Origin of the sequence: Flagellimonas amphidinii, assembly GCF_013090115.1 — a bacterium.
Classification (GTDB): domain Bacteria; phylum Bacteroidota; class Bacteroidia; order Flavobacteriales; family Flavobacteriaceae; genus Flagellimonas; species Flagellimonas amphidinii.
Genome location: NZ_JABFNN010000023.1, coordinates 1 through 22,117, shown reverse-complemented (window position 1 = coordinate 22,117; position 22,117 = coordinate 1). Strand labels below are relative to the sequence as shown.

Genomic DNA, 22,117 nt, shown 5'->3' with positions numbered 1-22,117 from the left:
TACATCATTTTCTGAAGAAGGTACTGGTAAAAGTACTGGAATTGCCTACATTATCCGTAACGATAATTTTAAGGTCGCATTGCGTCTTATCTAGAACCTTGTCATCAAAATTATAGGTAATGGTCTTGGTTTTTGGCTCATATTCCATAAGAATCCATTCGCCGTTTATGGAACCTTCGTAAGTGTTTATACCACTCAAATCATCAGATATTTCAAGACTTAAATAGCTGTAATTGGTCAACCATTGACGTTCTTTGAAGTTTTTTGGTCTAATGGTGGGTGCAACACTGTCCTTGGACAATGTATATGTACCCAATACCCGTGTTCGTGTTGTGAAAGAACCATCTCTTTTATAGGTTTTGGAGTACCGAGGTTCATTTTTGTCATCAAGGCGAGCTATAAAAAGTTGTTTTTTCTCTTCAGAAGACAATTTTGTGGCATCAAAACTAATGGTGAAATTTCTATGGGCCGCTATGGTATTATTATGAATGTCCACAGTATCTTTTCCTTTTTTCAGGTCGATATAAAAACCCTCATAAAAGGTGTTGGCCGGGAAATAAACTTTGGCTGCACCTAAATCAAAATTATTGGGTTTGTCTGCTATGATGTAATCTGAGGTTGTTTTATCGTTCTTTTCAATTTTTACGGACTCTCTTTTTCCTTCTACGGGAATACGTACTTTGACTTCATTTCCTTCAATGTCAGCAATAATGAGTTCAACATTATAGGAAAGACCTTCTTTGATTTCGATTTTTCCATTGTTTTGAAGTGTTTTATAGATGCCGAGCCTATTGGATGGCTCTCTAAAACATTTTTGAATACGCTGTCTATACTTTCCAAAATGTGCATAATCAATTAAAGTGTTGATGTAACGGGTTTCTCCAAACGAAAATGTTTCAAAATCATATTCTGAGTAAACTCTTCCGTTTACAGTTTGTTTCACAGCATATACTCCATTTTTGTTTGCTGCCATGTCCTGCCTATCAAACCCATGAAAACCAAAACCGATGGTGCCGGTAGCGGTTACCTTATCTGCTAAGAAAGACCCATCTGATTGTTTGGTGAAATTCAACTGGATTTTTTTAGCACTTTGATTGATCACGGCATTTTCGCCCAAAGGATATCCATACAATCCCAATAAAGTTGGATTTGTGGCATCTCGCACCTCATAACCATAGAGTAGGGGGTTGGTAGGTTTTTCGGTAACGCTGCTCCGTATTTCAAAGTGTAAATGAGGACCGGATGAGCCACCTGTATTTCCAGAGTATGCAATGGTACTCCCTTTGGTAACCTTTAATTCTCCGTAATCTGGAAAAACCTCTACCTCGTAGGATTGTTTCTTATACTGTAACTTTTTGATGTATTCTTCAATCTCGGGACCAAATTTTTGCAAGTGGGCATATACAGAAGTATATCCGTTGGGGTGGGCGACATAAAGGGCCTTTCCATATCCCCAAAGGGATACTTTAATCCTTGTAACAGTTCCATCCGCTATTGCGTAGATGGGTAATCCTTGTCTCCTTTGCGTTTTTATATCAATTCCAGAATGGAAATGGTTGGAACGGAGTTCGCCAAAAGTTCCGGCAAGCACTAGGGGGATGTCCAATGGAGAGCGAAAAACGTTGTTGGGGTATTTTTCTTGTGCAGGGAGAAGTTGAATACTAAGAAAAAGGATTGCAAATGGGAACAGGCGCATACTGTGGTTTATAACTACATACGAATGTAACCAAAGTTTTGATTTGTAAAAAACCATGACTGCAACTTAAAGTACTACTTGAAGAATAATCCGAAAAGTATTGCGAGGTTAGTCAAGGTTGGTTAAATTTGTATGATACGCATTGATGTTTGCATATATGGGCGAACTTGTTGAGATTGTTGATTCTTTGGAAAACAAGGTGAGCAAATTGCTGCACAAATTGGAGTTGTTGCATCAAGCCAATGCCAAGTTGAAAGAAGAATTGAACCTTGCCAAAAAGGAAGGACAACTTAAGGAGAACGCCGTTATGGAATGGGAAGAAAAATACAATTCCCTAAAAATGGCAAATTCAATGCTGGGTAGTAATACTAGTAAAACAGAAGCTAAGCTTAAGATAAATACATTGATCCGCGAATTGGATGTTTGCATAGCCAAACTTGCAGATTAGTTTGTACCGTTTTAATATGGACGAGAAGCTCAAAATTAAGCTTTCCATTGCAGATAGGGTGTACCCTTTGACCATAGACCCTAAACAGGAGGAAGGATTACGGAAAGCAGCCAAAAACATTGAAAATTTGGCAAAGAAATTTGAGCAGAACTATGCTGTGAGGGACAAACAAGATGTTTTGGCAATGTGTGCCCTGCAGTTCGCATCAAAGATTGAGCAAAGTGGAATAGATCGTTCGGAAAACATCCAAACAGCATTGGAGCGCTTAAAAGCACTTGATGAGTTGGTACATTCCAAATTAGGCGAATAAGTTCTTTTAAATAAAATATAGTTACTGCCCACATTGGTAATAATTTTTTGACAAACTCAACACTACTATAATTAAAAAGGGTGAGTTTAGGTTGTAAAAGCAGGCCCTACCTGTATAGGGATCCTTGAGCAGCTTGTTAGCCCTAAACCTGTACTAAGGAGTTTGTACAAAACTTCGGCCGATGTGGGCTTTTTTTATAACCAAACACTATCTAAAATGGATAACACTATAATAATTGGTGTAGCGGCGGTTGTTGGCTTGGCTATTGGATTTGCAATAGCTAAAATGATGGAAAAAGGAAGAGCCGGGAAAACCATATCAAACGCAAAAAAAGAAGCGACAGATATCGTTAAGGAAGCGAAAAAGGAAGGGGAGAATATTAAAAAAGATAAAATATTTCAGGCCAAGGAAAAGTTCTTGGAATTAAAGGCAGAGCATGAGAAAGTAATTATTGGAAAAGATAAAAAAATTGCTGAAGCTGAAAAAAGAACCCGGGACAAAGAATCCCAAGTGAGCAGTGAGCTTTCCAAGAACAAAAAACTTAATGATCAGTTGCAACAACAGATCAAGGAGGTCAGCTACAAGAGTGAAATACTTGACAAGAAGCAGTCTGAAGTTGAAAAACTGCACAAAAGTCAAGTACAACAACTAGAAGTAATTTCTGGACTTTCTGCTGAGGATGCAAAGGCACAGTTGTTGGAATCCCTAAAAGAGACTGCAAAAACAGACGCTATGGCCTATTTGCAGAGCACTCTGGAAGAGGCTAAGCTTACTGCGCAACAAGAAGCACGTAAAATAGTCATCAATACCATCCAACGAATTGGAACAGAGGAAGCTGTGGAAAACTGTGTTTCTGTCTTCAATTTGGAATCTGATGATGTCAAAGGACGCATTATTGGTCGTGAAGGAAGGAATATTAGGGCTTTGGAAGCTGCAACTGGAGTTGAAATCATTGTGGATGATACCCCTGAAGCTATCATACTTTCGTGTTTTGACTCGGTAAGGCGAGAAGTAGCTAGACTTTCATTACATAGATTGGTTACTGATGGAAGGATTCACCCAGCCCGTATAGAAGAAGTGGTCAAAAAGACCCAAAAGCAAATCAACGAGGAAATTGCTGAAATTGGTAAACGTACTGTGATTGATTTGGGCATCCACGGATTACATCCAGAACTCATTAAAGCTGTAGGGCGTATGAAGTATCGTTCATCGTATGGCCAAAATTTATTGCAGCACTCTAGAGAGGTAGCTAAACTTTGCGGTGTAATGGCTGCTGAACTTGGACTTAATCCAAAATTGGCCAAAAGAGCGGGACTATTGCATGATATTGGTAAAGTTCCTGTTGCTGAAACTGAGGTGGAGACCCCACACGCTATTTTGGGGATGCAATGGGCGCAGAAACATGGTGAGAAGAAGGAGGTCTGCAATGCCATTGGTGCCCACCATGATGAAATTGAAATGACAACCCTTATATCACCTATTGTACAAGTGTGCGATGCCATTAGTGGTGCACGACCTGGTGCAAGAAGACAAGTGCTTGATTCTTACATACAACGCCTAAAAGATCTTGAGGATATTGCCTTTGGATTCAACGGAGTTCAAAAGGCCTATGCCATCCAAGCAGGAAGGGAGCTTCGGGTAATTGTGGAAAGTGAAAAAGTAAATGATGACAAAGCAGCGGAACTTTCCTTTGAAATTTCACAGAAAATCCAAACTGATATGACCTACCCAGGTCAGGTTAAAGTTACAGTCATACGGGAAACCCGTTCCGTTAACGTAGCGAAATAGAAGACTGACAATTATCATGCTTTTGCTGGCCGAAACAGGGTAATTTCATTACTATAAAATTGTATTAGTGATGAAAAGAAGAGCACCTGTTTCAGAAATCATGAGCAAAAATGTGATTACCATTACTACCAGTGATGATTTGGTCACTGCTGAAGAGCGTTTTAAAAAACATCATATTCGCCATATTCCCGTGGTAGAAAATAAAACAGTGGTTGGTATGCTGAGCTATACGGATTTGCTTAGAATCAGTTTTGCAGATGCCGTAGGGCCTGATGGTGAAACCATTGATAGTGTTGTTTACAACCTTTTTAACATTTCCCAGGTAATGGCAAGCGATGTGGTAAGTGTTACCTCAAACACACCCATAAAAGATGTTGCCCAATTTTTGGCAAAAAAAGAATTTCATGCCCTGCCAGTCGTAGACAATGGAAAATTGGTAGGTATAGTTACCACAACGGACTTGATAAACTATCTTTTGGATTTGTACTGAAAAAAAATTGAACAAGAGTCATAGGATATCTATTCTTCCTCAGAGGTATCCTCGACCTCTTTGTTCATGTTGTTTTCCATAATGTTCAACTTTTTCAGCTTTTCTTTCCAAGTTTCCAGTGATTCCTTGTGTTTGTTGATGTTGTTTACTACCTCTTTCACTAGTGGGCTATCTTCAGAAGCATTGGAGAAAAATTGAAGGTTGTTTTCCAACTGTCTTATCTCAGATTTACTTTCATCAATCTTTCGTCTAATAAAAACCCTTTCATTATTGATGGCTCTATTGTCATCGGTATTGGCCAATTGCTGTACTTTGTTTCCATATTTCAGCAATTCAGACTCCTGCCTGCTTACTCCCAGTTTTTTGAAAAGCGCATCCACTATCTTGTTGAACTTCCCGTTGATATGCCTTTTGTTATAGGGAATGCGGCCATATTTTTTCCACTCAGAAAGAAATTTTTTGAGTTGTTCCAAGTCTTTCTCCTTATCACCACTTAATTGAAAAGCCTTCAAGCGGTTTAAACAATCATTTTTCTTATCTAGATTGGCATATTCCTCTTTGTGGGCTTCATTTTTCTCAGAGTGCAAGCGGTCAAAGTAATGGTTGCAAGCGTTTTTGAACTCGTTCCAGATTTTGTCTGAGTATTTTCTGGGCACATGACCAATTTTCTTCCATTCACTTTGGATGCGTTTCATTTCAGGTGTAGTGGTATCCCAATCATCACTATCCTTCAATGATACGGCTAGTTCAAGCAGTGCCCTTTTCCTCTCTAAATTGGTATGCTGTTCTTTTTTCTGATTCTTGTAAAAAGTATTCTTATTCCTGTTGAATTTTCGGACCACGTCTTTGAAGGAAGCCCAAGTTTCCTCGTTTACCTTTTGAGGTACCTTTCCAGCTTTGAAAAAGGCATCGCGTAGCGCTTCCACTTCTTTGATTTGTTGCTGAAGTCCACGATGGTTGTTGGAAACATCGTCAGCTATGGCCAAAATGGAAGCAATAATTTCATGCTTCTTTTCAAGGTTCTTTTCATAGGACTTTTCCAGTTCTTGAAAATGTTCCTGTCTGCGTTGGTGCATGACTTTGGTGGCATTGCTGAATCGATCCCAAATCTCTTCCCTTTGTTCTTTTGCAACAGGACCAATGTCCTCTTTCCAGATTTTGTGGAGCGTTTGAAGCTCTCTAAAGGCTTTTCCTAAATCGGGTTCGTCAGCTAAGGCTTCAGCGCGTTCTACCAGTTTAACCTTCTCCTCTAAATTGTGTTTAAAGTCAAGGTCTCTCAACTCACGATTTAGATGTAGGAAATCGTAAAAAATTTCCAGATGGTGGTGATAGGTGCGCCAGACGTCGTTATAGTTGTTTCTGGGAACTGGCCCAGCATTTCGCCAACTTTCCTGTAGTTCTTTAAAATGTTTGTAGGTGGTGTTGATGTCTTCCTCCACATTGATGAGTCCTTTGAGCTCTTCAATGATTTCCAATCTTTTTTGGAGATTGCTTTTGAGGTTTTGCTCCAATTGTTTGTAGTAATGATCCCGTTTTTCGCGGTATTCAGCAAAAACCTCATTGAATTGTCTTTTGGCAACCGAGTTATATCTGAAGTCGATTTCATTGCCTCCATTGGCAATAAATTCTTCTTTTTTATGCTCCAAAAATTCTTGAAACTTTTGGTCGAATTCATACTTAATGGAACCAACATGTTTGCTGATTGCCTGTATTTTTTCATTTTTTATCAGTCGCTGCAATTCTCCTACCAGATTTTCCATGGACATGGAATGATAGTCCAACACAGGGATGAAATGACGTTTTTCATTGTCTTTGTCCTCTGCGTCTTCAGCGTTGGATTCTTCTATTTCCTGAATGGCCTCATCAGCGACGGCATTTTCTTTCTCTGCCGCTACTGGGGCTGTTTCTTCGCTATTTGTTTCAGTCGTTTCCTCAGATGTATTTGGTTCAGAAATGGGGCTTTCTTCCACCGGTGTTTTTAAATCTTCAGTATTACGATCAGTACCACCTTCAGTTTCCTGAAGTTTTCGTTCATTTTCCTGCATGAGTAGTGTTTTTCTTTCCTTTGGATTGATGATAACATAGCCAAGTTAACAACTAAATTATCTAATAACAAAAGTATTGCCTCTTCTTTTTATAGAAGTTGTGCTATGTATGGATTGATGGAAACTGTTTGTTTTCAGTATTTTTTATGGTGTATTCCAAATTTCCCATGCCTTTTCAGCTTGTCCTTGCAACATTTTAAGTCCGTTGCAAATAGATGCTCCTTTTTCTTCGCCAAGGGTTAAAAAAACTGTTTTTTCTGGATTATAGATAAGGTCATATAGAAAGTGTTTGGCGCCTACATGTTCATATGGTAAATGTGGTTTTTCTTCAATATTTGGATAAGTTCCCAGTGGAGTACAGTTGATGATCAATTTATGACTTTCAATCAGATTTTTATCCAAATCCTCATAAGTGAATTGACCTTCTTTTTTTGTTCTGGAAACATAAGAATTGGCTATTCCCAATTCATCCAAAACAAAACGAATTGCTTTTGATGCCCCCCCTGTGCCCAAAATCAGTGCTTTGTCATGATACGGTTCTAAGAGGGGTTCCAAGGAGTTTTTGAAGCCGAATGCATCGGTATTGTATCCTTTTAAACCTTTTTCAGTGAATTTTATAGTATTCACAGCTCCAATTTTGGCAGCGGTGGCATCTAATTCATCCAAATAGGGAATAACCTGTTGTTTATAGGGAATTGTTACGTTGAGCCCTTTTAGGTTGTTTTCTGATATGACTTTTTCAAAATGCGCGATTTCAGGGATATCAAAATTTTCATAGCTATGGTCTAATAACTCAAGCTCTTCAAATTTTTTGGCAAAGTAACCTTCTGAGAAGGAGTACGAAATGTTTCTACCTAAGAGCCCGTACCTGTTTCCTTTCTTTTCTATTTTTTCCATACCAATCCAAAATCAATAATATCATAATTCCCAAAACGATGAAAAGTAGGGCCCACCAAGTTTCAGGATGTGACAAATTAGGGAGATAGCGCTTGTAGTTGAGCACTATTTTGTCACCATTAGAATCCAACAAAGCATTGCCAAGACCATCCATTTTATATATGGTCCGTTTCCAGGGCCATAAAACACCCAAGGAACCTGTGATAAAGCCCAATATTACTGCTGTAGTAATGGCTTTATAATGTTTAAGTACATAGCTTAGTAAGTGAGAGAAAGTGACCAGACCTGCTGCTGAACCTAAAGTGAAAACTCCTAATATTTTTAGGGTATTCATACGCTTGGGGTTGTTCAAAAAATCAAAATTCCCAGCAAAAACATCTGAAAATGTATCGTACAGCGCATTGACGGAATCTACTAGTAGCAAAACGTAATTTCCCAATAAAATCAAGATAAAGGAGCCAGAAAGGCCGGGAAGTGTCATTCCTGATACGCTAATTATGCCGCAAAAGAAAATGAAGAAAAGATTGTCGTTCTCTTTGGCGGGATTTAAAAAACTTATGGAAATTCCAACAATCAAACCTATAATTCCGGCAATCACTGTTTTTTGGTTCCAAGATTCAAAATACTTGCCTATGTAATATATGGAACCCACTATCATTCCAAAAAATGTGGCCCAGACAAAAAGCTCATTTTGCGCTAAAAAATAGTCCAGAATCCTGGATACGCTGAAGTAGCTTACCAACATGCCAAAAAGGAGCAGTGCCAAAAATTGGGCATTGGTGTATTGGAAGAAACTTTTGAACCTTCCATTAAAGAATAATTTGAGCGCTTTGGTATTCAGTTTTTGAAGGGAATAGATAAATTCTTCATAAAAACCGGCCACAAAAGCTACAATACCGCCTGATACTCCTGGCACTTTATTGGCAGCACCCATGCAAAGGCCTTTTATGACCAAAAAAAAGTTATCCAGAAATGTTCTAGGCTGATGCATGCGGTAAATAGGTTGATTTTACTTCTTGGAAGCTAATCTTTCCAGGATAAAAATAAGCGAAAAACCTATTATAGCTAGGATTAAGGCAAGTATTAACTGATTGTCTCCTTGAAATGCAGACGGCCAGACATTTACGTCGTCCACAACAATGGTCTTATCTCCAAAGGTTTTGGTTGCCAAAACTTTTTTCCAAGGCCAAATTTTGTTCAATGAGCCTAAAATAAAACCGGTGAGCAGGGCCAATGTCATATTTTTATAATGGCTGAACATCCATTTGAGCAGTCTGGCAAAACTCAACAGTCCAAAAACAGCTCCTAAAGCTACGGTAATTACAATTTTGATATCGCGTTCATGAACTGCATCCAAAATGGTTTTGTATGACCCGAGCAATACCAAAATAAAGGCGCCCGAGATTCCCGGAAGAATCATGGCACAAACTGCCAAAGCTCCTGAAAGGAATAGGTAAGGCAGGCTATCTAAATTTTCGTTAGGAGGGAGTTCGGTGATAAAATAGGCCAGAGCAGCTCCAGCTATGAGAACTACCACGGTTCCCAAGTTCCATTTAGTGATTTCCTTTCCCACTAAAAAGATGCTTGCCAAGACCAATCCAAAGAAAAATGACCATAATAAAATGGGCTGGTTTTCCAAAAGCCAACTTAGGAATTTGGCCAATGAGAGCACGCTAATGAAGATTCCTAAGAAAAGCGCCAATAAAAAATTCCCATTTAGCTTGTTCCAAAAGGCTTTGATCCCTTCTTTTCTCAGTATGGTAAAAAGAGAGAAGTTGATATTGTTGATGGAGGTAATGAGTTCCTCGTATATGCCCGATATAAAGGCTATAGTGCCTCCAGACACACCTGGCACCACATCTGCGGCACCCATGGCCATTCCTTTTAGGGTAATGATAAAATAATCTAGTAATTGACGTGCTTTCATGCTTTGGTTTGGACGAAAAGCTAAATTAAGGAGAAGTTTTCTTTATTTCAGAAACTAAATCCTGAAACCATCCTGCCTTGATAAATTCAGGGAATTCTTCTTCAAAAATTTGCAGTTTGTCAATATCCAATTGCATGGCTTGGGACAATTTTTCCTTAGCACTGGATGGTTCATTGTTTTCAAGATAGACCCCGGCAATTTTATATAGTAATTCTGGGCTTTCTGGATAGAATTCAAGTCCTTGCACCAATACTTGGATGGAAGAATTCAAATCACCTATTTTTTTGAGCACGTTGGCCCAACCAATCCATGTGTCCAATTCATAATTGCCCAAATCCACAGTTTGTTGATATGCAAAATCGGCTTCGTCCAAATTTTTAAGCGCAGCATATATTTTTGCAGCTTTCTTCCAGTACAAAGGATTTTCACCATCTATATTGATGGCTTTGTTGACATAGTACAATGCTTTTTGAAAATCGCCGAGATTGTAATGGAAATCGGTAATGGCCAACCAACCTTTATCCAATAAGGGATCCTCATGAACAGTGTTGTAATAATAATATTTGGCCAAATCGGTATTGCCCAATTTTTCGTGACATTTTCCTATGCGCAAGTATGCATGCGAAGTGGGATCCTCTATGGAAATAGTAGTTTCATAATTTTCCACGGCCTCATTGTAACGACCCAACTTTTCCAAAACCTTTCCTTTTTCAAAATAGGCCCCAATGAAAGAATCATCAGATATAATGGCAAAATCAAATGCTGTTAAGGCTTCAGGATACATTTCCATGGAGTAGTACATTTTGCCCAGTTGATGCCAAGCAACTTCACAATAAGGATTTCTCTCTAAATAGTTGTTCAAATAAACAACAGCTCCATCAAAGTCTTGCAAAAACTCAAAGCAATACACCACGTTGTACAACGATGAATAGTCCCTATCGTCAAAATCCACGCATCTCATGAAACTACGTTTGGCTTTTTCATAATCATCCATGAAGAGGTATTCCATTCCCAAAAGGGAGTGGATGTCAAAAGTATCGTCTGTAAGTTGCAATGCTTCCAACAACAGATTTACTGCTTCTTGGTGATTATCTTGTTTGGACTGAATATTGGCCCTTTGGATATAGATTTCCTCATTGTAGGCATCGATATTCTGAATTTCATCCAGTAACTTTTCGGCAGCATCATATTTATCCTCAAAGGTCAATACTTCAACCTGAAGCAGCTTCAATTCCAGCGAATTTGGATGCTGTTCCAAACTAATTTGAATGGCCTTTTTTCCCAAAGAAATTTTGCCGTTGTTAAGGTAGTAGTGGATGATTTCCTCAAAGTCCTCAGCATCAAAAAAATAGACATCATCTGTCTTGAGCATGGACTCAAATTTGTCAATCGATTTGTTGGGATATTCGTTAGAATCTAACGCCATAGGAACTTTTTTGGATTTACTATGGACTTAAAATTAGCTTTTTGAAAGTCTGTTTAAGCCCCAGATTTGGGTATGTTATCAACAAATTAGTTAACAGCTTTAAGCTGATATTCATTTAAAATGTCCAGAATTTTGTTGCATCCTTCCCTAATTTCTTTCATTGAAATTGTCAATGGAGGTGATATCCTAACAGCCTTTGGCTCAAATAATAACCAGAAGAGAATCAACCCTTTTTTGGCTGCTGTGAGCACCACATGATTTGCAATTTCTTCATTCTTCATGATAAGGGCGAGCATTAATCCCTTTCCTCTTATTTCTTTAATCAATGGATGTGCCAAAAGTTCCCGAAACAACTTTTCCTTTATTAATGTCTCTTGGATAAGCCCAGATTCAGTGATTTCCTTTAAAGTTGCCATACTGGCAGCGGCAATGACAGGATTTCCGCCAAAAGTGGTAATATGTCCCAATTTGGGATTGTCTTGTAACGTGGCCATCATTTCCTTTGAAGCCACAAACGCTCCTACCGGTAGTCCTGAAGCCATTCCTTTACCGATCACTAAAATATCAGGGGTGCACTTGTAATGTTCAAAAGCAAAAAGTTTGCCCGTTCGCCCAAATCCTGGTTGAATTTCATCCAGTATTAAAAGTGCTCCTACATCTTTACATCTTTTTTTAACCTTTTCCAGATATCCATTTTCAGGTACAATAAAGCCAGCTCCTCCTTGAATGGTTTCCAGAACTACTGCTGCGGTTTTTGAAGTTATTTTTGTAAGATTTTCTTCTTTATTGAATTCAATGAACCTAACGTCTGGAACTAAAGGTCTAAATGCACTTTTTCGTTCCTCAAACCCCATTAGGCTGAGACTTCCCATGGTATTGCCGTGATAAGCCTTATCTGCGGCAATAATTTCAGAACGACCGGTAAATCTTCTGGCCAATTTTAGGGCACCTTCCATGGCTTCTGTTCCTGAATTGACCAAATACGTGGTTTCTAGTTCTTTGGGAAGATAAGAGGCCAATAGTTTGGTGAATTCCACCGCAGGTTTTTGTACATATTCCCCATACACCATCACATGCATGTATTTTTCGGTCTGCTCTTTTATGGCCTCAACCACTTTTGGATGGCAGTGTCCCAAACTGCATGCAGAGACTCCAGCAACAAAATCCAAATGGGCATTTCCGTCTGTATCAAAAATATAAGTGCCCTTGGCATGGGATATTTCCAGACCTAAGGGATGTGCAGTGGTTTGGGCCTGATATGTAAAAAAATCGTTTTTAAGCATTAAGGGACCTGTACTTTTTTTACTTCGGTCTTTTTGGGTTTAATGGCCTTTGTGTTGGGATTGTTCCCTATATCACTTTGGTTCTTTTGGCGCTCACTTTCCTCAGCATCAATATCTATGGGATTGTCTATACCTCTAATTTGTACAAGTTCAATGTTGTTGTCGTCCTCGTCAAAGATGGCATCTTTGGAAAGAATACGCTCATCACCCCGCCATATAAATCCTTTCAATTTCCTACTTTCAACAGGCAAATCCGTCTCGGGAAAAATATCACCATCCGGATTTACAAAGAATGTAATGTCTTCAATATCGCTATTGGCCATAAGGAGCCTAATTTTACTGCAAATGGTCTTATCAATTCCGACGAGTTCCTGATCATCATTATAGACATAGTAAATGACCTCGGTATTTTTGACCAGATCAATTATTTTGAGCTCATTTTCGATGAACTTACCGAAAAGGTCTTTTCCCTTTGCCTGATTATAACCTTCCATGCTAATTGTATCCAATGAAATGATAAAGGCATTTTCCAGTACTTTAAGGGAGTCTAATTTTTCGGTTTCCAAATCAGAAATCAAATGGATACTGTCACCCGTAATCTGATTATCAACATTCCAAAGAATTGGGTCGGTGATAAGTTGGGTAATACCTGTTTTTTGTTCAGAATGGATGGAGTCGCATTTTCCACTTAAGTCGGTTTTGTAAAATTTAGCATTTCTGAAAGCCCGTAGTATTCTGGCTTCAGGAGCGCCAGTGACCATCAGGGTGTCTCCATGAATGTATAGGGAATCTTGCTGTACCAAGTTTACCGCAACAGCCCTTTTTGTGGCAAAAACAGAATCTTTTTCTTTGAACACTTCAGCATAGTGAGCTCTAATAACCCCTTTGTTGATGGTATCAGTAACTTGAATGTTATTGGTGGCGGAGGCAAATGAAGATGCTTTGTCAAAATAAACACTATCCCCTTCAATGATTCGATTGTTATAGTCTATTCTGGTGTTTTTTACGCCATAGCCCTGCTCAATTTTGGTGTCATAAAAACCGCGCTCGCAATAAATTTTATATTCCTCGCCTGTAATGGTCGAGGGACCGTACATGTAGGCGTTTTTAGATACTCGATAATAGTCTAATTGTTCAGAATCAATGATGTATTCGGGATTGTCTATATGGACATTTTTACGAAACTGTACTTTTTTCAGTTCCATAAAATAGTTTCCAATTTTACTGGTCAACACATTAACCGAATCCACTACTTTACCTCCGGACCTGTAGTAAGAAAGTTGATTTTCACGGTCAAAATAAAGTGTGTCCGTGGTCAAGGTCATTTTACCATCTGAAAGGTCAACTTTTTCCCAGGCTTTTGCCAATTTGGTATTGCCATCATAATCCATTTTTCCACTGTTCATTTCAATGGAATCTCCTTGTTGCATGCGAATATTGCCAATGGCTTTGAGTCTGTTCTCTTGGGTATAGAAAATGGCAATGTCACACCATAAATCTGCCCCTTGGTGTTCAAATTGGACCTGGCGCTCATCATCTTTGCTGAAAATGGAGGCTCCTGGAAATTGGGCCTCATCCTTGGTGAAATTAGCGCCGTAGACAATATTGATTTGTCTTCCTTGAGCCTGGGGAGTATTATCTTGTCCTGAAACTTTAAGGACAAACACTATCAGAATGAAAAAAATAATCTTTTTCAATACCGCGAATTTTGTCCAAAAGTAGGCTTTTTAGAAAAAGTATGTATAAGGATTTAGAAAGCTTTGGCTTTTGGATTGAATGAGTATGCAATGCTTGGTGCAATTTCAGCGAATTAATTGCTTTATAAAATCTTGACAGGCAAATATAAATTGTAAGAGGTGGGCTAAACCATTTTTCTTAATAGTACAATTTGACCTAGGTGATAATAGCTATGCTCGATAATACCTTCCAGATTTCGCTGATATGACCCATACTTTTCATCCACGAAGTATTCGCCCAATAAAGAATCCTCCATTGTTGCAACATGAGAAATGAATTTTTTGGAGTTCGATAAGAAATCGGTAATCAATTTATCCCAATCACCTTTGGAGGTTATGGGTGGCATATCAAAGCTGTACTTATCCTTTATTTCCAGATTGCCTCCCAAAAACACATTCAAAATTCCGCCCAAATAATAGTTCACATGGTAGGTGAGTACTGCAATTGTGTTAAGGGAGCCTATTTTTTGAATGGCCTGTTCCCATGAAACTTGTTCAATTTGTTCCTTGAAATTGGTATTGGCCACCCATTTACCATTGAGCAAGACTTCTTCCAGTCTTTGTGCAATCAATTCACTTTGTGTCATTTTCGTTGGAAATTTTATGATTTCGGAAATTGCCTCCAAATGGTGGTCATCGTGTTCGGCTACAAATAGGAACAGGTCCATGGTACGCATGGGTTGTTCCAATCTCGGATGCAATGCAGTTTTGTATACTTCGGTTTCATTTAAGTTTGATAATTTATCCAAAGTCAATTCTCTAAGGTTGTGGAATTGTGATAGTAAATCAACGATGTTGGTTTTATTGTGCTGCGCTAAATCGGTTTTTGTGTTTCCCAGATCGGTTACCCTTAGATACTTTTCATCATTTAAGATATCATCAAGACGTCCTTGCCATAAAGGTTCTAAATCACTTAGATGCCCAATGTGTTCTTTTATGGACCATTTGTTATCCGGTTTGGTTTCCAAGATATCCGAAGGTATTTCTTCAATTATTGCGCTTAATCTGGCATAAGTTCCTTGGAGTCTTTCCAAGATTGAAGGAAAAATGTTCTCTTGAAACGAAAAATCAAATTTTCGGTCGAACCATTTTTTTTGTTTCATGATCAATACATTTCTTTATGATTAATGAATTCCAGAATCGTTGAATTGCCACAATACATTTACCAGTTGCCATTTTCCATTCAGTTTTACAATGTGCATATAATCGATCCAGTCATCGGCAATGAGTTTCACCGAAGCGGTTTTATCATAAATATCCAGGATGATAACTTCTTTTTTAGGATTCTCCGGGAATTTATCACCTTCTTGGTTGTAGGTTTCGGCCAGAAGTATCATGGCATCTGTAAAGGTCTCTCTTAAATATTCTTTTCCGGTTTTTTTGTCTGTCCAAAAGGTCCTCTTGACCATTCGGGGATGAGCGGCACGTTCAAATTGTTCAGGATTTGCATTGTGTTGGGACTCTATATAGTCCAGTGCTACTTGTTTAATTTCTAGAGAATCTTTTTGTGTCTGTGCTTGAACAGAAAAAGTAAGTAGTGAAAAAAAAGCTAGTGTAAGAACAAAAAAAGGTTTCATTATTGATTTATTTTTGATTGAAGTTGGTGGGTAAAGATTGGAATTAAATTCAAATTTCACTTCTTATAAGCTTCACTTTAGCAAATATTTAATTGTACGCTTGTACCTATCAAATCTGTGGCACTTATGCTTTCAATGATTTTCGAAGAACAATTTGATGTTTGAGTACCATTCCATTTTCAATGATTTTATCGTCATAATTATCCGTAAAGAAGTTTTCTCGGACAAAATCTTTTACAAAACCATTTTTTTGATAAAAATTTAAAGCGCTCAATGACCCATCTCCGGTTCCGACCAAAATGTCCTTTCCATGAAACGTTTCTTTTATTTTTTGGAGACACCAACTACCAATTCCTTGATTTCTATATGTTTCAAGAATAGCAATGTTCTTAATTTCTATGGTACTGTTATCTATTTCATGAACAGCACAAACGCCAATGGAGGTATTGGAGGTTTCCATAAGGAAGATTCGGCACTTCCCAATATATACATTGATGGCCTTTACAGATTCATCAGCAAGCAAAAGTAGATTCACTGGAAGTGGTTCATCTTGGGCAATTTCTCGAAAGGTCAATGTTTTGGGAGAATCATCAGAATTCTTCAATTTCATAAAGCTCATTCATTTGTTTGTTCATCACTTTTTCAGGAGTGATTTTCATAATTCCTTTGAGCAGGGACTGACCTATGCTGCTATGTGCCATTTTTCCAAAGTTCCATGAATTGTTCACTACATAATCAACTTTCTTTCTTCTTTTCTTTTCAAACACTTTAAAAGTATCTGAAATGGATGCCGGACTATTTTTGATCAATTGGCTTATATAATAAGCATCTTCTATTCCTTGGCAAGCACCTTGGCCCATATTTGGGGTTGTTGCATGAGCGGCATCACCTAGAAGGCAAGTGTTGGAATTGGACCATTTGGGCAATCTTTTTAGATCGGTAAGCTCTGCAGTATGCAAATTTTCCGTGGCATTGATTATTTGGGACACAATGGGGTTAAAATCTTTGAATTGTGATGAAAGCGTTTCGATATTCAATTCTTTTGGGCATATTTCCCTGTTCAAAACCGTAAAGAAATAGACCGTATTTTCCGATATTTCTGAAAATCCAAAACGACGTTTACGCCCCCAGACTTCTTTACCTTCTTTTTTTAAAGGGTCTGGTAGTTGAATTCTTGCGATGCCCCTACAACAAATTTGGTTGGTCCTTCTAAATATGGATGGCAATCCCATTGAGGTACGTACTTTGGATTTTATCCCATCAGCTCCTAAAATTATGTCGGCGGAGATGGTTTTGCTTTCAAATTCAATGGAAATATGATCATCAGTTGTTGTGTGGGTTTGATAGTTCATTCCCAATGCAACATTACCGACTTTTGAAAAAGCATCATAAAGTATACGTTGCAATTTTCCTCTGTGTATCGCTATGGTTTGATTACCATATTTGTCTGAAACTATTGTGTTTTTTATTTCTCGGACAGGGTTAAGGTCAGCATGGGCAATCTCCATTTTGTTAAGAATACATCCCTCTTTTTTAATGTCATCTTCCAACCCCAACCCTTGCAAAATATGCATTGCATTGGGTTGAAGCCACACCCCGGTACCGATTTCGTTTAAGGTTTCGGAACGTTCGTAAACCGTGGATGGAATACCAACTTTATGCAAGGTCAAAGCAGTTGTCAACCCTGTAATTCCACCTCCAATGATTGCTATTTCCATAGAAACTGTAAATTTAGGTCAAATCTACTAAATTAGGTCAAGTGTACTAATGGGATGAACACAAAAAATAAGATTTTAACCAAGGCGTTGGAATTGTTTAATGCAAAAGGAGTGAAAGAGGTTACACTTAGACAGATTGCATTGGCATTGGGAATAAGTCAAGGTAACCTAAACTACCATTTTAAAGCAAAAAAGGATATTGTTTCAACACTGTATTTTCAACTTGTGAAAGAAATGGATGTAGAAATGCAAAAGGTGATTCAAGAACAACCCATGTTGTCATTCCTACGTGAAAGTACATTGGTTTCCATGCACATATTGCACAAGTACAGATTTTTATTGAAGGATTTGTACAGTGTTCTACAATCTGATAATGAACTGAAAGCACATTACCTAGAGTTACAAAAAATGCGAAAAGAACAATATTTAGTATTGTTTCAAAATATGAGCGCCCAAGGTCTTATTCGCAGTGAGGAGTTAAAAGGGGAGTATGATCGACTTTATGAACGTATGAATATTTTAGGGGATAATTGGTTGAATGCAGCTGGTTTGTTCCAGTCAGGAAATAAATCAGTGGTTACCTATTATCATGCATTACTTTTTGAAGTGATTTATCCATATTTGACCCCAAAAGGGAAGGATGAATATAAAGCACTCATTATCAGTTATTTTTAGTCAATAATTTCCAACTGTGATTATCTTTTACTAAAACTGGGGTTCCTACCCCGTTCCCAGAAACAGAATTTCCATGTACAATTCCTTTCCAATGGAAATCGAATAAATAAACAGTGAATTTTTCTTCTTTACCAATCCATCTTACATTATCAATTAAATATTCTTCATTCTTAATTTTTTCGAAATTATTTTCAAATGCAGATTGTACTTCACTTTCCCCCAGATAGACGCCGGACTTGCAACAAAAAGTCGAACAAGCTTTTGCCATTGCAAAATCAGGGTTGCCCTATGATGAAAATTATGTATCAAAATTGAGCTAAAAAAGCTTGTTTTTTAACTCAGTTCTTTGTTGGCGGTAGTTGTTTATTAATCCAATATCGTCCCTTGTTTGACTTTTATTACAATTGATTGATTGATATCTTTTATATTATCTAAAGGGTTATTGTTCAAGACTAAAAAACTTGCTTCAAATCCTTCTTTTAAAAGTCCAATCTTTCTATTTGGAAATGTAGTCATTGCAGAATTTTCGCACCACATTTTCAACAATTCAAGTTTGCTGAAAATATGCAAGCTATTTAATAATTGAAATTCTTCAACTGAATTGTCATTGTACATATCTGAACCAATTGCAAGTGTTACGCCATTTTCCTTTAGCAACTTAAGGTTGGTGCTCATGTTCGAGAACAAATCTTTGTAATTAGGTTTATCCTTTCTTTTGGTGATTAAAGATGCGGTTGGAACAACAACTACACCTTTTTTCTTGGCTAAAACAGCATCTTCGACTTTAATTAGTTGCTCATCATCAAATCCAGGAAGGTGGGCAATCTCATCAACTCCTGCTTTGATTGCAATATGAAAATCATAGGAAGTTTCAATATGTGCGCTTACACGCAAATTGTGTTCATGGGCCTTTTTGACAATATTTGGTATCAATTCAGGGTTTAGACCCTTATTGCCAAAATAAGTTGTGTCGTTTTTGCGCTTTTCATATTCTTCAGAGTACAGCAAATTGATTTTGATAAAATCTGGCTTGAACGATACTATTTCTTCCCACTTGTTTTCTAAATCCATGTCATTGTCAATGATAAAGTAGCCATGTGATTCGATTTCTTCGAGAGTATTAAAAAGTCCTTCAAATCTACCATATTCAAGAAACCTCTTGCGCAAAGCGACAGGATGTCCACCTGTTGCGGTCAGAGGTGCATGTGCAAGGCTTACGTCAATTCCATCGGGTTTGTTGTAATGGTGTATAAGTGGGTCTATTCTTATTTTTATGGACGATAAATGCTTTACATAGAACACGCCATTGTTCAAATAAGCGTTGATTCGTTCGTTCAATTTATAATCGCTTTCCAAGTTATGGTTATGAGCTTCGCCGAATGGTGGAATTACGTACTTGCCCTTGAGGTCTATAATGGTATCATTTTCGGTGTTCTCGTTTGTGAAGTTTAATATGCCATTTTTAACCCAAACTGTTTTGCTTTCAAAAGTACTTCCGTTGAACCATTTGCCATTTACTAATTTGATTGATAGGCTGTTTGGATTCTCAATCGCTTTTTTTTGGATATACGATTTGTTCGGTTTGCATGAAACCGAAATTAAAACTCCAACTAAAAATATATAACTTATAATCTTCATAATCCTTTATTCGTTTAAAGAAAGACGCTTTTTTTAATTGAATGTTGCGAGGTTCTAATTACCGCCAACGGTTTGGCTAAAAAGCGTTGCCATCCCGCAGGGTGGCTATGATTTTTTAGCCATTGTTGCCAGTACGTGCTTTTTATTTTATTAAATCATTCAAAATTTCTTTGCTTGCTTTGTCCCATTCCTTCCAAATCGGGTCATCTCTTAATGCATCCATCATTTTATCATCATCAAAGGAGTTCATTCGTTTTTGGTGTCCTTCTAAGGTTTTAAGAATTTCATTTGGTTCATCGATTATCTTTCCTTCCTGTTCTTTTGATTTATCTTTTAACGTTCTACAAATATTTAATCTGTTTTCAGTCAATGATAGTTCATAATTCGGACCACCCCAGATTTCGTCAGAATGCGGGTCATCCTGCCCGTCATGTTGCCAATTACAAACACTACAAATGTCATGGAACCAGTCTTCCGAAAATGTAGGGAATCCGCATCCAGGACAAACGGTCAGTTTCAAATTGTTTTCATCTATGAAATTTTGGATAAACAATCTTCTTTTTTTGAATGACTCAAGAAGGGATTTGTCTTCCTCTGTTAACTTGGTAGTATCGAATAAATTTTTCTTCGTCATTCTTTTTACATTACTGGCAACGGCAACCTGTATATGGCGATCGAGGCACAGCCTCGAGAGGTCGCCATTACTGTGCCTCGTTGGTTATATACGGAGTTATGGTGAGTTGCTTCCACTGCTCACGCACTTATATGGCAAATAATAACGTTCCATTGGCAACGAGGTACGTATCAGGTTGCCGTTAGGGTGGATTAGCACTTGTGGGTATTTCGCGATAGCGAAATGCAAGTGCGTGACGCAGTCAATTCACCCTAACGGTTTGGGTATGGTGCGTGTCCCGCAGGGCATGCACTATACCCGTTGTTGTGCCTAGTGATTTATTTTTATTTCAGTTCTTTTTTTCATAAAAAGTGCGGCCCATTTTTCAATAATTTCATGATGATTACCCCATGAGTTCCATGAGTCTTCTGCCCATTTTCTACACAATTCAAAATGTTCGTTAGGGTTTTCATTGTCCCAAATTTCAAAAACAGTAAGTCCCTTAAATTCTTCTGGTCGCTCAATTGGCTGAATTACGTTATTTTCTTTATTGAATTGTGCGAATTCCATTTTAACCTGAGCTGACTTTGTAATGTCATATTCCTTCTCAAAAAGAAAATAAAGGCTTACTAAATGAATACCTACTGAGTTTACAGCCTTTTTATTAGAAACCTTTCCCGGATGTTGAACTGCATAAGAATCAACAGTGTAATGATGTGCCTTGGAATATCTAAAGTCAGAGTATTCTCTATCTAGCACTTCAGTAAACATTTCATAACATCCTGCTGAAGAAAGCATGTATTCATGACATTCACCTTCAAGGTTGAGCGATCTAGCTCCGCATGAGAAACATTCTATGTATTCTTCGTCCATTTAATAGTTCTTTTTTCATTAGGCACAACGGTTTTGTGTATGGCTTCGTTGCGGGAAATCAGCTATGATTTTCCGCCGTAACCGAAATATAGCAAATTGCAATGAATTCCGATTAGGAATTCAGCAGCAATGGGCTATACACGTTGTTGTACACAGTTATTTTTCTTTTTCCAATTTTTCAAAGATTTCCAATAAAGCCTCTTTTCCTCCGTTAAGTTTTTTTAATGCTTGAAGAAATTCGTTTTGAAGCCGTTCGTTCATTTCTTTTCGTCCAGCTTTTTCTCCTAGAGCGTACATATGGTTTCCGTAAACATCAAATAAAAATTCAGCTATTTTATCTACTAATAGGTAAAATAAAAGACGATATATTTTTTCACGATTCCGTTCAGGAATATCAGAATCTCCATTTTCGTCAAAAAACCATCGTTTGAAATCAGATTTTACCTGTTTTCCAACTTTGGTTTTGGAAAAAAAATCGTCAAATGTTTTAATGTGAGAAACGTGAGCAAACTTATTTCGGATGTGCATTAAGGTCATAAGTCTTTTAAGATTTTCCTTATCTACACCTTTAATGTCAAGTATTATCTGGACTTTTTGATTGAAGCTTAAGGATGAAGAGCCAAATCCGAATGATTTTGATTCTTTCCATTCGATATTTAAAATCCTACCAATTACTTCAGAAATGAGTTCCTCAATAAAAATGGAATTTTCAATGATACATAGTCTCAAATTCTTGTCATTAGAAACTACTTTAAGTTTATTTTCCATTTCTTTTCATAATTGTGTACAACGGTCTCGGCTATGATTTCGTTGTGGAATTTCACGCAGTGAACATTCCGCCCGAAATCTAACCTTAACTTAAAAGTAAGGATTTCCGTTTAGGAAATCCGCCACAATGAATTATAGCCATCTTAAGTTTGATTCTGATTAGATTGTATTTATAAACCAGAAAGAACAAAAGAGAGGAAAAAGGTTAC

22 protein-coding genes and 1 other RNA gene are annotated in these 22,117 nt (G+C 37.7%); 6 read left to right on the top strand and 17 right to left on the bottom strand.

Features of this window, described 5'->3' with window-relative positions; genetic code table 11:
- Positions 1-4: 4 nt before the first annotated feature.
- Complete coding sequence (locus tag HJC33_RS02725; protein ID WP_171657260.1) at positions 5-1,696, bottom strand: M23 family metallopeptidase; 1,692 nt, start codon at positions 1,694-1,696, stop codon at positions 5-7.
- 157 nt (positions 1,697-1,853) lie between these two features.
- Here HJC33_RS02725 and HJC33_RS02720 point away from each other — a divergent pair, with 157 nt between their 5' ends.
- The 5 genes from HJC33_RS02720 to HJC33_RS02700 all read left to right on the top strand — a co-directional run bounded on the left by HJC33_RS02720 (position 1,854) and on the right by HJC33_RS02700 (position 4,732).
- The gene (locus HJC33_RS02720) at positions 1,854-2,144 is read left to right on the top strand and encodes a hypothetical protein (protein ID WP_171657259.1); all 291 of its coding nucleotides are present in this window, start codon (positions 1,854-1,856) and stop codon (positions 2,142-2,144) included.
- Positions 2,145-2,160: 16 nt separating this feature from the next.
- Positions 2,161-2,454, top strand: a complete 294-nt coding sequence (locus HJC33_RS02715; protein ID WP_171657258.1) for a cell division protein ZapA — start codon at positions 2,161-2,163, stop codon at positions 2,452-2,454.
- Between the two features lie 54 nt (positions 2,455-2,508).
- Positions 2,509-2,618, top strand: a non-coding RNA gene (gene ssrS, locus HJC33_RS02710) — 6S RNA.
- 52 nt (positions 2,619-2,670) lie between these two features.
- Positions 2,671-4,242 (top strand): ribonuclease Y, encoded by a 1,572-nt coding sequence (rny, locus tag HJC33_RS02705; protein WP_171657257.1) that lies wholly within the window; start codon positions 2,671-2,673, stop codon positions 4,240-4,242.
- 70 nt (positions 4,243-4,312) lie between these two features.
- On the top strand, positions 4,313-4,732 hold the full coding sequence (locus tag HJC33_RS02700) for a CBS domain-containing protein (RefSeq protein WP_171657256.1): 420 nt from the start codon (positions 4,313-4,315) through the stop codon (positions 4,730-4,732).
- Positions 4,733-4,761: 29 nt separating this feature from the next.
- Here the strand turns inward: HJC33_RS02700 and HJC33_RS02695 are convergent, their stop codons facing one another.
- The 11 genes from HJC33_RS02695 to HJC33_RS02640 form a co-directional block, all read right to left on the bottom strand.
- Positions 4,762-6,777 carry a DUF349 domain-containing protein gene (locus tag HJC33_RS02695; RefSeq protein WP_171657255.1) on the bottom strand — a complete coding sequence of 672 codons (2,016 nt, stop codon included), beginning with the start codon at positions 6,775-6,777 and terminating at the stop codon, positions 4,762-4,764.
- 144 nt (positions 6,778-6,921) lie between these two features.
- A complete protein-coding gene (locus tag HJC33_RS02690; protein WP_171657254.1) occupies positions 6,922-7,674 on the bottom strand; it encodes a shikimate dehydrogenase family protein in 753 nt (250 codons plus the stop codon).
- The gene (locus HJC33_RS02685; protein WP_171657253.1) at positions 7,628-8,665 is read right to left on the bottom strand and encodes a DUF368 domain-containing protein; all 1,038 of its coding nucleotides are present in this window, start codon (positions 8,663-8,665) and stop codon (positions 7,628-7,630) included. Before HJC33_RS02685 ends, HJC33_RS02690 begins: the two co-directional genes overlap by 47 nt.
- A gap of 18 nt (positions 8,666-8,683) precedes the next feature.
- A complete protein-coding gene (locus tag HJC33_RS02680) occupies positions 8,684-9,601 on the bottom strand; it encodes a polyprenyl-phosphate transporter (RefSeq protein ID WP_171657252.1) in 918 nt (305 codons plus the stop codon).
- Positions 9,602-9,626: 25 nt separating this feature from the next.
- The gene (locus HJC33_RS02675) at positions 9,627-11,027 is read right to left on the bottom strand and encodes a tetratricopeptide repeat protein (RefSeq protein WP_171657251.1); all 1,401 of its coding nucleotides are present in this window, start codon (positions 11,025-11,027) and stop codon (positions 9,627-9,629) included.
- 86 nt (positions 11,028-11,113) lie between these two features.
- Positions 11,114-12,310 (bottom strand): aspartate aminotransferase family protein, encoded by a 1,197-nt coding sequence (locus HJC33_RS02670; RefSeq protein WP_171657250.1) that lies wholly within the window; start codon positions 12,308-12,310, stop codon positions 11,114-11,116.
- Complete coding sequence (locus HJC33_RS02665) at positions 12,310-13,977, bottom strand: OstA-like protein (RefSeq protein WP_272621410.1); 1,668 nt, start codon at positions 13,975-13,977, stop codon at positions 12,310-12,312. The genes HJC33_RS02670 and HJC33_RS02665 overlap by 1 nt, the downstream gene beginning before the upstream one ends.
- A 194-nt stretch (positions 13,978-14,171) precedes the next feature.
- Complete coding sequence (locus tag HJC33_RS17470) at positions 14,172-15,149, bottom strand: DinB family protein (protein ID WP_216366641.1); 978 nt, start codon at positions 15,147-15,149, stop codon at positions 14,172-14,174.
- A 21-nt stretch (positions 15,150-15,170) separates the two neighbouring features.
- Positions 15,171-15,623 (bottom strand): nuclear transport factor 2 family protein, encoded by a 453-nt coding sequence (locus HJC33_RS02650; protein ID WP_171657248.1) that lies wholly within the window; start codon positions 15,621-15,623, stop codon positions 15,171-15,173.
- 124 nt (positions 15,624-15,747) lie between these two features.
- Positions 15,748-16,233 (bottom strand): GNAT family N-acetyltransferase, encoded by a 486-nt coding sequence (locus tag HJC33_RS02645; protein ID WP_171657247.1) that lies wholly within the window; start codon positions 16,231-16,233, stop codon positions 15,748-15,750.
- Entirely contained in the window at positions 16,214-17,341 is a 1,128-nt protein-coding gene (locus HJC33_RS02640; protein ID WP_171657246.1) for an FAD-dependent monooxygenase, read from the bottom strand. The genes HJC33_RS02645 and HJC33_RS02640 overlap by 20 nt, the downstream gene beginning before the upstream one ends.
- A gap of 54 nt (positions 17,342-17,395) precedes the next feature.
- On the opposite strand from HJC33_RS02640, the gene HJC33_RS02635 reads away from it, so the two are divergent.
- The gene (locus HJC33_RS02635) at positions 17,396-18,016 is read left to right on the top strand and encodes a TetR/AcrR family transcriptional regulator (protein ID WP_171657245.1); all 621 of its coding nucleotides are present in this window, start codon (positions 17,396-17,398) and stop codon (positions 18,014-18,016) included.
- On the opposite strand, the gene HJC33_RS02630 is transcribed toward HJC33_RS02635, so the two are convergent.
- The 5 genes from HJC33_RS02630 to HJC33_RS02610 all read right to left on the bottom strand — a co-directional run bounded on the left by HJC33_RS02630 (position 18,003) and on the right by HJC33_RS02610 (position 21,908).
- Complete coding sequence (locus HJC33_RS02630; protein WP_171657244.1) at positions 18,003-18,284, bottom strand: nuclear transport factor 2 family protein; 282 nt, start codon at positions 18,282-18,284, stop codon at positions 18,003-18,005. The genes HJC33_RS02635 and HJC33_RS02630 overlap by 14 nt on opposite strands.
- A 98-nt stretch (positions 18,285-18,382) precedes the next feature.
- Complete coding sequence (locus tag HJC33_RS02625) at positions 18,383-19,654, bottom strand: amidohydrolase family protein (RefSeq protein ID WP_171657243.1); 1,272 nt, start codon at positions 19,652-19,654, stop codon at positions 18,383-18,385.
- A 142-nt stretch (positions 19,655-19,796) separates the two neighbouring features.
- A complete protein-coding gene (locus HJC33_RS02620) occupies positions 19,797-20,288 on the bottom strand; it encodes a CPCC family cysteine-rich protein (protein WP_171657242.1) in 492 nt (163 codons plus the stop codon).
- A 309-nt stretch (positions 20,289-20,597) separates the two neighbouring features.
- Complete coding sequence (locus tag HJC33_RS02615; protein WP_171657241.1) at positions 20,598-21,140, bottom strand: DUF5946 family protein; 543 nt, start codon at positions 21,138-21,140, stop codon at positions 20,598-20,600.
- Positions 21,141-21,296: 156 nt separating this feature from the next.
- Complete coding sequence (locus HJC33_RS02610; RefSeq protein ID WP_171657240.1) at positions 21,297-21,908, bottom strand: hypothetical protein; 612 nt, start codon at positions 21,906-21,908, stop codon at positions 21,297-21,299.
- Between the last annotated feature and the right edge of the window lie 209 nt (positions 21,909-22,117).

Excerpts from the sequence above, each read along its gene's own strand:
- HJC33_RS02725 (WP_171657260.1), bottom strand. The coding sequence starts at position 1,696 with ATGCGCCTGTTCCCATTTGCAATCCTTTTTCTTAGTATTCAACTTCTC.
- HJC33_RS02720 (WP_171657259.1), top strand. The coding sequence starts at position 1,854 with ATGGGCGAACTTGTTGAGATTGTTGATTCTTTGGAAAACAAGGTGAGC.
- HJC33_RS02715 (WP_171657258.1), top strand. The coding sequence starts at position 2,161 with ATGGACGAGAAGCTCAAAATTAAGCTTTCCATTGCAGATAGGGTGTAC.
- rny (WP_171657257.1), top strand. The coding sequence starts at position 2,671 with ATGGATAACACTATAATAATTGGTGTAGCGGCGGTTGTTGGCTTGGCT.
- HJC33_RS02700 (WP_171657256.1), top strand. The coding sequence starts at position 4,313 with ATGAAAAGAAGAGCACCTGTTTCAGAAATCATGAGCAAAAATGTGATT.
- HJC33_RS02695 (WP_171657255.1), bottom strand. The coding sequence starts at position 6,777 with ATGCAGGAAAATGAACGAAAACTTCAGGAAACTGAAGGTGGTACTGAT.
- HJC33_RS02690 (WP_171657254.1), bottom strand. The coding sequence starts at position 7,674 with ATGGAAAAAATAGAAAAGAAAGGAAACAGGTACGGGCTCTTAGGTAGA.
- HJC33_RS02685 (WP_171657253.1), bottom strand. The coding sequence starts at position 8,665 with ATGCATCAGCCTAGAACATTTCTGGATAACTTTTTTTTGGTCATAAAA.
- HJC33_RS02680 (WP_171657252.1), bottom strand. The coding sequence starts at position 9,601 with ATGAAAGCACGTCAATTACTAGATTATTTTATCATTACCCTAAAAGGA.
- HJC33_RS02675 (WP_171657251.1), bottom strand. The coding sequence starts at position 11,027 with ATGGCGTTAGATTCTAACGAATATCCCAACAAATCGATTGACAAATTT.
- HJC33_RS02670 (WP_171657250.1), bottom strand. The coding sequence starts at position 12,310 with ATGCTTAAAAACGATTTTTTTACATATCAGGCCCAAACCACTGCACAT.
- HJC33_RS17470 (WP_216366641.1), bottom strand. The coding sequence starts at position 15,149 with ATGAAACAAAAAAAATGGTTCGACCGAAAATTTGATTTTTCGTTTCAA.
- HJC33_RS02650 (WP_171657248.1), bottom strand. The coding sequence starts at position 15,623 with ATGAAACCTTTTTTTGTTCTTACACTAGCTTTTTTTTCACTACTTACT.
- HJC33_RS02645 (WP_171657247.1), bottom strand. The coding sequence starts at position 16,233 with ATGAAATTGAAGAATTCTGATGATTCTCCCAAAACATTGACCTTTCGA.
- HJC33_RS02640 (WP_171657246.1), bottom strand. The coding sequence starts at position 17,341 with ATGGAAATAGCAATCATTGGAGGTGGAATTACAGGGTTGACAACTGCT.
- HJC33_RS02635 (WP_171657245.1), top strand. The coding sequence starts at position 17,396 with ATGAACACAAAAAATAAGATTTTAACCAAGGCGTTGGAATTGTTTAAT.
- HJC33_RS02630 (WP_171657244.1), bottom strand. The coding sequence starts at position 18,284 with ATGGCAAAAGCTTGTTCGACTTTTTGTTGCAAGTCCGGCGTCTATCTG.
- HJC33_RS02625 (WP_171657243.1), bottom strand. The coding sequence starts at position 19,654 with ATGAAGATTATAAGTTATATATTTTTAGTTGGAGTTTTAATTTCGGTT.
- HJC33_RS02620 (WP_171657242.1), bottom strand. The coding sequence starts at position 20,288 with ATGACGAAGAAAAATTTATTCGATACTACCAAGTTAACAGAGGAAGAC.
- HJC33_RS02615 (WP_171657241.1), bottom strand. The coding sequence starts at position 21,140 with ATGGACGAAGAATACATAGAATGTTTCTCATGCGGAGCTAGATCGCTC.
- HJC33_RS02610 (WP_171657240.1), bottom strand. The coding sequence starts at position 21,908 with ATGGAAAATAAACTTAAAGTAGTTTCTAATGACAAGAATTTGAGACTA.